We start from the raw sequence: 13,203 nt of genomic DNA, 5'->3' as shown, positions 1-13,203 counted from the left end.
AAAAAGACACGTGATGAGCAGAATTACCCTTAAAGATTTATCCAAATTCTTATCCTTGTCCACCTCTACGATATCGAGAGCGCTGTTAAATGACAAAAATATCAATGCCGAAACTCAAAAAAGAGTATTGGAAGCAGCCGAAAAATTAGGATATAGGCCCAACACCACAGCATTAAGTTTAAAGTATGGTCAGACAAAGAATATTGGCCTTGTAGTTCCCGAAATGATCACCCCTTTTTCTTCAAAAGTGTTGCAGGGAATTCAAAATATTTTGTACCCTTTGGGATATCGGGTTATCATTACACAATCCGACGAAAACCCTTTAATTGAGAGAAAAAACCTACAGCTTTTAGAAGAGTTTAATGTAGATGGGATTATCATTAATCTCTGTCATGAAACCTATAATGAAGATGTGTACAAAGAGATCATGGATAGGGGAATTCCTTTAGTTTTTTTTGACAGAATTCCGAGTAAAACATTGGAGGTTTCAAAAGTGGTAGTAGATGATAATATCAAAGCGTCCTTGGTGGTTGAACACTTGATTAATACAGGAAGAAAAAGAATCGTCCATATCATGGGACCGTCTACGATCCGTAATGCGGTTGAAAGAGAAATGGGCTATAAACGTATTTTAAAGAAACATAATATATTTGATCCTGAGTTGATCATAAAAACGGACGGAATGATGTTCGAAGCCGGAGAGCATGCCGCAAAACATTTACTGGACAGGAAAATTGAATTCGACAGTATTTTTGCTTTCAGTGATACATTGGCAATCGGGGCCATGAATTATCTTTTGGAGAAAGGAATAAAAATCCCCGAACAAGTGGCTGTTGCAAGTTTTTCAGGAACCGAATTGGCTACCATCGTCCATCCGAAACTCACCAGTGTACAGCAACCTTTGGTGAAAATGGGGGAAGCTGCAGCAGACTTAATGCTAGAAAAAATAAAAGATATTTCAGCGCCAAACCAAACAATTGTGATGGATACAGAATTAATTTATCGTGCTTCTACTTTTAATTAAGTTTGTAGAAATCAGAAATTTGTAAATGAGATATTGATATTTGATTGAATTTTTCTCTTAAATTGAATTAATTATTATCAATTTATTTACTTTAAATCGAATGGCTTTTGCTCGGTAGCACCTATAAACATTAAAAAATTAATTATTATGAACTTGATCATTCGACTTTTTATAACAGCAATCGTTGCATTTCTGCTAACTAAAATTTTACCGGGAGTATATTTTGAAAGCTTTTCAACGGCCATTATTTTTGCTATTGTTTTAGGGGTTCTTAATATCATCGTTAAACCAATATTAAGCATATTAGGGTTTCCTCTTACGATTATAACATTAGGATTTTTCGCTTTGGTAATTAATGCGATTATGATTTTAATGACTGATTATTTTATTGACAGTATGCATGTAAAAGGTTTTTGGTGGGCATTTATTTTTAGTATCTTGCTTTCCTTTATTACCTCTCTTGCGAACTCTATGTTCTCAGATAAGGATTAAAATAATAAATTCATATCAAATATATATCCGTCAGTTTTTTATTGGCGGATTTTTTTGTTTTAAACATAAACGTTAATTCTTTCGCTTAATTTTAAGATAAACATTAACTTTGGGCATCTTTGAATTAAATAGGGATTTACTGAAATTATGATGCTATTTCATAGGTCCGTAACAAAAATGAATATCAATATATGAAACTTAAGTACAGTCTGCTGGCTTTGGCAGCTCCGCTTTTAATGAATGCACAACAACTAATGACACCTGAAATTCTTTGGACTTTGAAAAAAGTGGGAGTACAGGCTGTTTCACCAGATCAGTCTTCGCTTATTTATAAAGTGGGACAGGTAGATCTAAAAACGGAAAAAACAAAAAGTGAGAACTATTTTCTAAACGTTCTTAATAATCAAGCTTCTAAAATAGATTTTGGTAAAAAAGCTCTTATTCAGTGGGATAAGAACGGTATTTACGCTCAGGAAGGAGATAATATCTATCTTTCTAAAGACAGCGGGAAGACCTGGACTGAGTTTTATACGATCGGGGAAGCTGATAATATTGTAATTTCTCCTGATGGGAAAAAAATAGCTTTCAGCAAGCAGGTTTTAGTGGAAAAATTAATGGGGAAAGACAAGTATGCCGATACTCCAAAAACTACTGCTCAGGTATATACAGACCTAAACCACAGACACTGGGATTATTTTAATGAAGGGAAATACAATCACGTTTTTGTAGTAAATGCTTCTGATAAAGTAGATGCTGCAAAAGATCTATTGGATGGTAAAGCTTGGGATTCTCCTCAAAGACCTTTTGGAGGTGCTGAAGATTTTATCTGGAGCCCAGATTCTTCTCAACTTTTATATGTTACAAAACCGAAAAGTGGTAAAGAATATTCAACAAGTACCAATACGGATATCTTTGCTTACGATCTGGCTTCTGGAGCTACTAAGAACTTAACGGAAACCAATAAAGGATATGATGTAAATCCAAAATTCAGTCCGGATGGAAAGTCGTTGGTTTGGCAGAGTATGGAAAGAGATGGATATGAGGCTGATAAAAATGACATCAAATTGATGGATTGGAAATCAGGAAAAACTTCAAATCTTACAAGCAGTTGGGACGAAAGTGTTTCCGGAGATGTTTTCTGGGGTGGAGATTCTAAAGCAATTTACTTCACAGCAGCTTTTAGAGGAACAAAACAGTTGTTTTCTTTAGATCCTAAAAATTCGAAAGTTCAGCAAATTACAAAAGGAGATTTTGATGTCAACGAGATTTTTGCAGATAATAAAAACTCTTTGGTAGTTGGAAGAACAGACGTAAACCATGCAACAGACCTTTTCTCAGTTAATCTGAAGAATGGTGAAATGAAGCAGATTACCGAAGCTAATAAAGACATGTATTCTAAATTGGCTCAGGGAAAATCTGAACTGAAGATGGTGAAAACAACAGACGGAAAAGAAATGGGCGTATGGTTCCATTATCCGCCAAACTTTGATCCTAATAAAAAATATCCAACATTAGTATATTGTCAGGGAGGTCCTCAATCTGCATTAACACAATTTTTCAGTACAAGATGGAACTTTGCTTTAATGGCAGCGAACGGATACATCGTGGTAGCACCAAATCGTCGCGGAATGCCGGGATGGGGAACAAAATGGAATGAAGAAATTTCTAAAGACTGGGGCGGACAACCCATGAGAGATTACTTGGCAGCAACAGATTATGCGAAAACGTTACCGTATGTTGACGGAAGTAGAGTAGCCGCGGTTGGAGCTAGTTATGGTGGATACAGCGTATTTATGTTGGCAGGAATTCATGAGAACAGATTCAAAACGTTCATCGCTCACGATGGATTATTTGATATGAAATCTTGGTATTTAACAACAGAAGAACTTTGGTTCGCGAATTGGGATTTAGGTTCTCCATGGGAAAAGCCATTGCCAAAAGCATATACAGAATTTAACCCAAGTAATTTTGTTGACAAATGGAATAAGCCTATTATGATTTTCCAAGGTGGAATAGATTTCCGTGTTCCTTACGAACAAGGTCAGGAAGCTTTCCAAGCGGCTAAATTGAGAGGCTTGAAATCTAAATTAGTCTATTTCCCTAACGAAAATCACTGGGTGCTACATCCGCAAAATGGTTTAGTTTGGCAGAGAGAATTCTTTGATTGGTTGAAAGAAACGTTATAATATCACATACATATTATTTAAAAATATTTGAAAACGGACTTCGGTTCGTTTTTTTTATGCCTAAATCCTAATAAATTGAAATTTATTATAAATGATCATAAAATAATACGGTGGTATCTGAAAATTATTAAATTTACGAGTCATTGCCTAGACAATAAGCAAAATCAATACACAAATATTTAATATTAATAATGATGGTTAATCTAAATTCGAGCTCTAAAGTTCTTACAGAAGACGAGATACACAGTTTATTACCTAATATAGAATTGCTGCCTTTAATTGAAAAAGCATTTACTCTATACAGTAATTCGCAAGTGCAGCTTCCTCCTGTTACGGAATTAAATTTTGAAAATCCTTCTGGTGACGTTCATATTAAGTGTGCATCTGTAAAAGAAATGCCATATTATGTGGTAAAAATTGCTTCAGGTTTCTATGAAAATCCTGGTAAAGGAATATCTTCAAGCCAGGGTTTGATGTTGTTGTTTGATAGTGAAACAGGTTGTACAAGTGCTGTTTTGCTGGATAACGGCTATCTTACAGATGTCAGAACAGGTTTAGCAGGTGCCGTTTGTGCTAAATATTTAGCTCCGAAAAATATTACTCAGATAGGGATTGTGGGTGCAGGAATACAGGCTCAAATGCAATTAAAATATCTAAAAACAGTCACAGCATGCAGAAAAGTTTCAGTCTGGGCAAGATCAGAAACTGGTTTAAAGAAATTTTTGGATGAAATTGATCATGAATATTGGGATATTACCTCAACCAACCATCTTCAGGAGCTGGCTGAAAATAGTAATCTAATTGTTACAACAACGCCTTCCCAAGAATATTTGCTTAGAAAAGAATGGATCAAGCCGGGAACTCATATTACAGCGGTAGGGTCTGATACACCTCATAAAATTGAATTGGATCCTGCTCTTGTTGCGCATTCTGACCTTGTGGTGGTTGACAGTATTGAACAGTGTAAATTTCGTGGAGAACTATATCAAATGTATAATCATCAGTTGACCCCTAAAAAAGAGGTTGTTGAGCTGGGAAAAGTTATTAGAGATAGAAGCTTAGGACGAAAAAATGATACAGAAATTACAATTGCTGACCTCACCGGAATTGCCACTCAGGATTTAATGATCGCTCAGGGGGTGTATGAAACATATTTAAAATAAAAATATAAATGTATGAAAATAGAAAATATTGTTAATGAGGTTTTAATGGCTGAAAAAAATATCAGAGCTCATATCAACACAACAGAAGTTTTGAAATCGGGTTATTTATCATCTTTAACGGGTGGTGAAGTATATCTGAAATTAGAAAATCAACAAAAAACAGGTTCCTTTAAGCTCAGAGGAGCTGTAAATAAAGTACTGTCTTTAACTGATGAAGAATGTGAAATAGGAATTATAACAGCTTCTACAGGAAATCACGGTTTGGCATTTGCAACTGCATCCGGTTTACGTGATCATGTAAATGCGCAATTATTTGTCCCTAAAACGGCTTCACAAATGAAGCTTAATAAAATAAAAGCTTTAGGCAATTTAGAAATAAATGAATACGGTAATGATTCTTCGGCTACAGAAGAGTATGCTAAAAAATTCGCTGAAGATCATTATATGACTTGGGTTTCTCCTTACAATGATCTGAAAATTATTGGCGGACAAGGAACTGTTGGAGTAGAAATAGCTCAACAATTAGGACCAGATCTGGATGCCGTGCTTATTACTATAGGGGGTGGTGGATTGATTTCTGGAACAGCTTCTTATTTAAAATCTGTATTACCTGATGTTTTAATTATGGGATGTGTACCCGCCAATTCTCCCGAGGTATATTGGGCGATACGGGATAAAAAATATGTAGAAAGTATGTCTTTGGACACTATTTCTGATGGCTCGGCAGGCGGCTATGAAAAAGGGGCTATAACGCTTGATATTATTGAGGCGGTTACAGATGGTTATCAGGAAGTTTCTGAAGATGAAATTAAAAACGCAATGAAGTTGATCTATAAACATGATCAACAAATTATTGAAGGTGCTGCCGGAGTAAGCGTGGCTGGTTTCATTAAAAATAAAGACCTTTTTAAAGGTAAAAAAGTATGTATTGTGATTTGTGGAGGGAATATTAATCCGGAACTTTTTGAATCTATTGTAAACAATTAGAATGTTTTTTGATATATGATATAATGTGAGAACGGATTTTTGAGTCCGTTCTTTCTTTGCTGGAAATTTATATATTTGAATCATGGAAAACAGAATCTCATCATTTCCACCCTTCATCGATGATCAATCTAAGATTTTAATTTTAGGTTCAATTCCCGGTGTGAAATCATTGGAAAAACAACAATATTACGCGCATCCTCAAAATAAATTCTGGAAAATTATTTTTGAATTATTCAATGAAGAATTTACAGAGAATTATCCTGAAAGAGTGAAGACCTTAACAAAGCATCATATTGCTATTTGGGATGTCATAGATTCCTGTGAAAGAAAAGGAAGTCTTGATTCTGAAATAAAAAATGAAGAAGCCAATCAGATTGGAGAACTGTTGGAACAATATCCAAACGTAAAAGCCATTTTCTGTAATGGCGGAAAATCCTATAAAAATTTACAGAAAATTTTAGGAAAGAACTATAAGCTTCCTACTATTTTATTGCCTTCCACAAGTCCGTTGCACACTGTTTCTTTTGAAAAAAAGTATGAAGAATGGAAAGCTATTTTGAATTTTGTGCAAAAATAAAATCATTGAATTAAACCATTAAGATTTCGTTAAGCGATTAAGATTATTAAGAATTCATATATGAATTTAAAATTTGTACTCTAAAAAATACCTTTAGATATTCTCTTAATTTTCCTTAACGTCTTAAAAAATCTTAATGGTTTGATTAAACTATTTTTTAGAAATCGGAATTCTATCATTAGCCAACCCTCCAACCCAAAAACTCATTCAACCCTTTCAAAAGCTCCAATTGATTTTTCGTTCGATCTAAATTATGTTCAGGATATTTTGTTGAGTAATAAATACTTCCATTTAAATAATCCGTCAGAAAACGAATCTCCTGAATATAAATAGCAACTTGAGCTGCATAATCAAGATTATTAGATTCTTCCGGAGTTAATGTTTCTTTTAAATGAAATAAGAATCCGTTTTTAACGGCATTATAAATTTCGGGATTAAAATTATTTTCAGCACTTCCGTCATCTTCATTGGTGGTGTTGGTGTAAGATTGTATCATCGTTCCAAAGTCATATAGAATGGTTGAAACCATCACGGTATCAAGATCAATCACGGCTAATGCCTCATGATTTTCATCAAAAAGAATATTGCTGATTTTAGCATCGGCATGAATGATTCTTTTAGGAAGTTGATTATTATTCACCATTTCAATCCATTTATTAGGTAAAGACAAAAATTGGTTGGTGAGTTCTATTTCAGTGTTGGCATTTTCTAGGAATTGAGGATCTGCATTTTTTAATGCCTCTTGATAATCATGTACTCTTTTCTCAAAATTAAGGAAATTGGGCAACGTGTCTTCAATATTGGGCAGCGTTCCCGTATTTACAACGTCAAGAAAATGACTGAATGCTTTGGCAGCTTCAAAGGCAATATCCGATGAAGGAACTTTAATAAAAGTCACGCTGTCTTCCACAAAACTTTGCATTCTCCAGGGTTGTAAATTTTCATCCTGTACCAAAAATTCTTTTGAAAGAGAAAGGATAGGTTTAATGATATCCAATTGATAGTCATTGGATTGTAGCAAGCAATTAATCTGTAAATGATTAATGATAATAGAATCTGTATTTTTAAATACCTGATTATTAATCTTCTGTAAGATGTATTTTTGATGAGTGTCTTTATTTTCTACAATAAAAGTTACGTTGATCAATCCGTTGATGATAGGATGAAGTGTATAGTTTTCGGTAGCAATAAATTTTTTAACAATATGGTCTACTTCCATAAATTTTGAGGGTATCGGTTTTTGTGAATTTCTTTTTCAAGATAGTTTTTAATAATTTCTTTATCATCTGCATAGGTCATTCCCATCCATTGTGAGGGCGAAGATTTTACCAGAACTTTTACTTTGTTTTCATCCATCATTCTTTGAACGGCGGAAGGAATGTAAAATTCCTCTTTAGGTAAAGGTTCTGATTTAATAAAATCATTAAAATACTGCTCCAAAGAATCGAAAATTGTAGGATGAAATACAAAATAGTTCATAGAAACTAAAGTTTCCGGATCTACTTTTATATCTTTTTCATTTTCAGTATAAATAATGTCATTCCCTTCTTTCCGAATGGAGGTTTGTTCTACAACTTTTATCAAATAATTCTCAGGATCCATGGTGCAAATTCCCCTTGCAACTGTACCATTTTCACTCAATGTTGTTGCTAATGGATAGGCAATAATCTCAAATTGCGAATCTGAAATATTCCCAAGATTAATTTCTTTTAAAGCAAGCTGATAAACTTCCTTTCCATAAAAATCATCAGCGTTAATAACGGTGAATGTTTCATTGATCACATTTTTTGCACAAAGAATAGCGTGCCCCGTTCCCCAAGGCTTTTGTCGGGTAGAATGGTTATAATTTTCAGGTACAAACATTTCCTGATCCTGATAAACAAAATGTAGTTCGAAATTGTTGTTTTTCGAAATTTTTTCAAGCCTTTTAATATAACTTTCAGGAATAGAACGGTTGAAAATAATCACTACTTTATTAAAACCTGCTTGCAAAGCATCATACAGAGAATATTCCATAAGAGGAGAGCCGTTGTCTAGGAGTCCGTCTACCTGTTTCAGGCCTTTGTATCGGCTGCCTAAACCTCCTGCCAATATAAGAAGTGTTTTTTTAGAAATCATCTGTCATTCCAAATACGGGTTTACGATTTTTCCATTGTCCTTTTGTGAAATCGGGAATATCAACTACCTGGCCTCCCTGTGCGATGGATTTTTCGCTTAACGGAGTAATAGAGTACCATGTCGCCAGATCATACACATCCATTGGGAATTCTATATTTCGTTTGATACATTCAATAAAAGTATTCATCACAAAGAAGTCCATTCCGCCATGGCCGGCTCCTGTGGCCATATTTTCATATTTCTTCCACATGGGATGATCGTTTTCGGTGAGCCATTTTTCAGGATTGTCCCACTTATGACTGTGGTTCATTGTTTTTTCAAAATAAATGTGTCCATCATTAAATTCTCCAGATCCGAAATCCTGCCAAAGTCCTTCTGTGCCCTGCACTCTGAATCCCAGATCATAAGGTCTCTGCAAGCTTGTATCGTGAGTCAGAAGAATGGTTTCTCCGTTTTCACAGGCGATTTGGGTGGTTACAATATCTCCCTGATTGAATTTTACTTTGGCATTCGGATGATTTTCTCCGCCTTTTGCATGTTCTACAATATATTTATGAAGCCCTACAGATTTTGATGAAAATGAAGATAGTCTTGTTAATCTGTTTCCGCGGTTGACGTTCATCATCATGGAAACTGGCCCTAATCCGTGAGTAGGGTAGAGTTCTCCATTTCTTTTCACATAATGTTCTGTACGCCATTTTGCTTCACTGAATCCTTTTGCTCCAAATTCAACTCCTGAGTTATAAGGAGTAACTCCGTCATTAAATAAAACACCACGCAGGTCATGCTCGTAACCGCCTCTTCCATGAACTAATTCTCCGAACATTCCTTTACGAACCATATTCAGAACAGCCATAATATCTCTTCTGTAGCATACGTTTTCCATCATATAAATAGGAACTTTTGTTTCTTCGTAAGCTTTTACAAACTCCCAACATGATGGCTCCGGAAACTTCCATTCCTACAATTTTCTTGGCACGCATGGCTTCTACACCTTGTGATAAATGCCATTCCCACGGTGTTGCAATTACTACGGCATCTATATTGTTTAGCTTTAATAAATTTCGATAGTCATATTCACCATTAGAAAACTCTTTTGCAGCAGGTTTACCGTTGTCTTTCAGTATTTTTTGACATTCAGACAGCATGATTTTACTGGGATCTGCAAAGCCTATAATTTCAACATCATTGCGTTTTGCCAATAATTTTACATGCTCACGCCCACGCAGTCCGACTCCGATAAAACCTACGCGGATTTTTTTATCAGACTTAAAAGTTTCAGAATAAGCGAATAAAGAATTAGGTAAAACTAATGCACCAAAAGTTGCTAATGCTGTTGTTTTGATAAAGTTTCTACGGGAATTATCCATCTACCTATTTTTTTATTTTAAAGATATTAAAATTTTAATAGTAAAAAAGCTTATAACATCAAATTATGACCATGGATAAAGTACTTAATAGCTATTTGTGAATGTTTTGTTTAACAAAAGGCCTGTTCTATAATTATAGAACAGACCTTTTTGCTTAAAGATTTAAATGACTTCTTATTTCGTGAATAATTTTTGTTATAAAATCATTGACCATAGTAGGCAGCAATCACTTTTTCTCTCATTTTATTTAAATACTTAATGTCTTTTGTATTGGATAAAATAATCAACGTAACATTTTTATCAATAAGATGTACCCAGTTAGCACTGTGTCCATAGCCTTCCCCTTGGCGTTCTGCAAATAAAGTATCTACTGAACCAAATTTTTTAGGATAAACCCAAAATCCAAAAGCCACATCTCCAAGGTTTTTATTAGGGGTCAGCATAGTGTCCAACGTTGTTTTTTTAATTAGAGTATGGTTAAATACAGCCTGATCAAAAATCAAAAGGTCTTTTGGAGTTGAATACATAGCCCCAGCCGAATACAGATTGTCTATATATGCATTAGTGGGCATGTGTAGCGCAAAAGCATCCGACTCATCCGCAGTGTAGCCTTCATCAATATTTTTAACGATGTCATTATGATGCAAAAATCCGGTGTTCTGCATTTTCAGAGGATCTAATATTTGTTCTTTTAAAACCTGTTCATAAGGTTTGTTGTATATCTTCTCAATGATTTTTCCGAGCAGTATAAAGTCACCATTATTATAACTAAACTTTGTTCCCGGTTTGTCAATTAGCTTTTCAGATAAAAAGGTGGTGATAAAGGTATCTAGATCCCAAATGGTATTATCATACGCCTGATGAATAAATTCCGGTGTGCTAATGTCTTTATGATCTCTTCCGCTGCTGTAGGTCAACAAGTTTCTTATCGTTACTTTTTTTGCCGCTTCTCCTTTATATTCGGGATAATACGTTGATATTGTTGCATCCAGATTGAGTTTACCTCTTTCGTATAGCTGCATAATAAGCACTGCAGTAAAAGTTTTTGTTAGAGAAAAAATATGGAATCTGGTTTCGTCGGAAAAGTTAATATTATAATGTCTATTGGCTAAGCCTTTATATGTCAATAATTCAATATTACCGTTTTTTGCGAGCAATACGCTTCCATTAAAATTATCTTTTTGTACAGAGGAATCAATCACTTTTTCTACGTTTTGTATTTGCGACTGAGCTGTATGTATGATCAATAAGAGTAAACCTGCAAGGATATTTTTCATGAGCGAAACTTTTTATAATAATTTACTTATTTGTCTACTGAATAAACCTCTTCATAAGGCTGAATAAGAACCCATCCGTTCCCTGAAAATTTCATCTGAAATTCTTCTCCGCTTCCTCTTCCCATAAGACTTTTGAAAGATACATTTGTTTTCAGGTCGGGGCTTAGATTTCCAGACCAAGCTACTGTAGCATTAGGATCTGTGAAAACCGGTGCATCGGGAGTTACCAATAATGTGATAGGATCTCCGTGGGTTGTTATTGCAATGTGTCCTGTCCCCGAAAGTTTCACCTGGAATAATCCTCCTGAGAGCGCTCCAGCGATGCTTTTTAACATGGTAATGTTGCTTTTTATACTATTCTCGTGAGCTAATACATCATTTCCATTTACACAAACAGATTCATTATTTAAATAAAGAATACGAACTCTTTTCCCTGCATCAGCAATGTATAATCTTCCGGTCCCTTCTGCTTTCATTAGTTTAGAACCTTCACCACTGATTGCTTTTTTAAGAAAGTTACCTATTCCTCCAGACATTATTCCCTGTCTTTCAAAATTAATTTTTCCAACATAGCCTACCATACTTCCTCTTTTTGTCCATACCGATTGGTTATTAAGGTTAATCTCTAAAAGCTGAGGCTTTTCAAGTTCGAAATAGTCTCTTTCTAGTGGATTTTCCTTGGTTTCGTTAACGAAAGATTCAATTGAATATTTGCTCATGTATTACTGTTTTTTAAAGAGCCAAATTACATTTTTTTTGCATTCAAAAGACTACTGATATTTAACCATTTGACAGGTTTGTTAAATAATACTTGACAAAGGGGTATTCAATGTCGTATATTTGCAACTCGAAAATTACACCTTGTAATTTCATTAAATTTTTAAACCGTAATTTAAAAAATGAAAACATCAGATTTTAATTTTGATCTTCCTGAGGAATTATTGGCAGAACACCCATCAGAGCACAGAGATGAGTCTAGATTAATGGTTCTTGACAGAAAAACGCAAACTATCGAACATAAATTATTTAAAGATGTGGTTGATTATTTTGATGAAAAAGACTTATTTATTTTCAACAATACAAAAGTTTTCCCTGCACGTCTTTACGGAAATAAAGAAAAAACAGGAGCTAAAATTGAAGTTTTCCTTTTAAGAGAGCTTGATAAAGAAACTCGTGTTTGGGATGTTTTGGTAGATCCGGCAAGAAAAATAAGAATTGGTAACAAGTTATTCTTTACAGAAGACGAATCTTTGGTAGCTGAGGTTATTGATAATACGACTTCTAGAGGAAGAACATTAAGATTCTTATTCGATGGTTCTTATGAAGAATTCAGAACTAAATTAAAAGAATTAGGAGAAACTCCACTTCCAAAATATATCAAAAGATCAGTAGAACCTGAAGATGCTGAAAGATATCAGACGATTTATGCTAAAATTGAAGGAGCGGTAGCAGCACCAACTGCAGGTTTACACTTCTCTAGACATTTAATGAAGAGATTAGAGATTAAAGGAATTGATTTTGCTGAGGTTACGCTTCACGTAGGTTTAGGAACTTTCAACCCAATTGAAGTTGAAGATCTTTCTAAGCATAAAATGGAGTCTGAAGAAATCATCATCGATGAGAAAAATGCAGACATCATCAACAGAGCAGTAGACGAGCACAGAAGAGTTTGTGCAGTAGGAACAACTACAATGAGAGCATTGGAAACTTCTGTTTCTTCAAACAAAAAAATCTCTGCTTTCAATGGTTGGACAAATAAATTTATTTACCCGCCTCACGATTTTGGAGTTGCTAATACAATGATTACGAACTTCCACACACCAAAATCAACATTATTAATGATGATTGCAGCGTTTGCAGGAAGAGAATTTATTATGCATGCCTATGAAGAAGCTGTAAAAGAAAAATACAAGTTCTATTCTTACGGCGATGCCATGCTTATATTATAATTAATTTTAAATTATAGATTATAAATTTTAGATTAGATCCGAAGTTCTTTTTAGGTTTTT

At 34.4% G+C, this 13,203-nt stretch carries 11 protein-coding genes and 1 pseudogene; 7 read left to right on the top strand and 5 right to left on the bottom strand.

Annotated features, from left to right (window positions below):
• The first annotated feature begins 13 nt into the window (after positions 1-13).
• The 6 genes from BUB80_RS06000 (at position 14) to BUB80_RS05975 (ending at position 6,429) form a co-directional block, all read left to right on the top strand.
• Positions 14-1,024: a LacI family DNA-binding transcriptional regulator gene (locus BUB80_RS06000; protein WP_073291845.1), complete on the top strand. Its 1,011-nt coding sequence runs from the start codon at positions 14-16 to the stop codon at positions 1,022-1,024.
• Positions 1,025-1,171: 147 nt separating this feature from the next.
• Positions 1,172-1,516, top strand: a complete 345-nt coding sequence (locus BUB80_RS05995) for a phage holin family protein (RefSeq protein ID WP_073291843.1) — start codon at positions 1,172-1,174, stop codon at positions 1,514-1,516.
• A gap of 191 nt (positions 1,517-1,707) precedes the next feature.
• A complete protein-coding gene (locus BUB80_RS05990; protein WP_073291841.1) occupies positions 1,708-3,702 on the top strand; it encodes a S9 family peptidase in 1,995 nt (664 codons plus the stop codon).
• A gap of 191 nt (positions 3,703-3,893) precedes the next feature.
• On the top strand, positions 3,894-4,865 hold the full coding sequence (locus BUB80_RS05985) for a Rossmann-fold NAD(P)-binding domain-containing protein (RefSeq protein WP_083547077.1): 972 nt from the start codon (positions 3,894-3,896) through the stop codon (positions 4,863-4,865).
• Positions 4,866-4,877: 12 nt separating this feature from the next.
• Positions 4,878-5,852 (top strand): pyridoxal-phosphate dependent enzyme, encoded by a 975-nt coding sequence (locus BUB80_RS05980; RefSeq protein WP_073291839.1) that lies wholly within the window; start codon positions 4,878-4,880, stop codon positions 5,850-5,852.
• Positions 5,853-5,934: 82 nt separating this feature from the next.
• Positions 5,935-6,429, top strand: a complete 495-nt coding sequence (locus tag BUB80_RS05975) for a DNA-deoxyinosine glycosylase (protein ID WP_073291837.1) — start codon at positions 5,935-5,937, stop codon at positions 6,427-6,429.
• A 178-nt stretch (positions 6,430-6,607) separates the two neighbouring features.
• Here BUB80_RS05975 and BUB80_RS05970 read toward each other — a convergent pair whose 3' ends face one another.
• The 5 genes and pseudogenes from BUB80_RS05970 to BUB80_RS05950 all read right to left on the bottom strand — a co-directional run bounded on the left by BUB80_RS05970 (position 6,608) and on the right by BUB80_RS05950 (position 11,913).
• A complete protein-coding gene (locus tag BUB80_RS05970; protein ID WP_073291835.1) occupies positions 6,608-7,648 on the bottom strand; it encodes a phosphotransferase enzyme family protein in 1,041 nt (346 codons plus the stop codon).
• Complete coding sequence (locus BUB80_RS05965) at positions 7,639-8,547, bottom strand: nucleotidyltransferase family protein (RefSeq protein ID WP_083547075.1); 909 nt, start codon at positions 8,545-8,547, stop codon at positions 7,639-7,641. The genes BUB80_RS05970 and BUB80_RS05965 overlap by 10 nt, the downstream gene beginning before the upstream one ends.
• Positions 8,537-9,917: pseudogene (locus BUB80_RS05960) on the bottom strand (Gfo/Idh/MocA family protein). Before BUB80_RS05960 ends, BUB80_RS05965 begins: the two are co-directional and overlap by 11 nt.
• A 203-nt stretch (positions 9,918-10,120) precedes the next feature.
• Positions 10,121-11,194 (bottom strand): serine hydrolase domain-containing protein, encoded by a 1,074-nt coding sequence (locus BUB80_RS05955; protein ID WP_175549568.1) that lies wholly within the window; start codon positions 11,192-11,194, stop codon positions 10,121-10,123.
• A 26-nt stretch (positions 11,195-11,220) separates the two neighbouring features.
• A complete protein-coding gene (locus BUB80_RS05950; protein WP_073291833.1) occupies positions 11,221-11,913 on the bottom strand; it encodes an AIM24 family protein in 693 nt (230 codons plus the stop codon).
• Positions 11,914-12,093: 180 nt separating this feature from the next.
• Between BUB80_RS05950 and queA the strand changes: the two genes are divergently transcribed.
• Positions 12,094-13,143 carry a tRNA preQ1(34) S-adenosylmethionine ribosyltransferase-isomerase QueA gene (gene queA, locus BUB80_RS05945; protein ID WP_054509827.1) on the top strand — a complete coding sequence of 350 codons (1,050 nt, stop codon included), beginning with the start codon at positions 12,094-12,096 and terminating at the stop codon, positions 13,141-13,143.
• The last annotated feature ends 60 nt before the right edge of the window (positions 13,144-13,203 follow it).

Source organism: Chryseobacterium polytrichastri (assembly GCF_900142445.1).
GTDB classification, from domain to species: Bacteria; Bacteroidota; Bacteroidia; order Flavobacteriales; family Weeksellaceae; genus Chryseobacterium; species Chryseobacterium polytrichastri.
The sequence above is the reverse complement of the archived record's forward strand: the minus strand, read 5'-3'. Positions and strand labels throughout refer to the sequence as shown.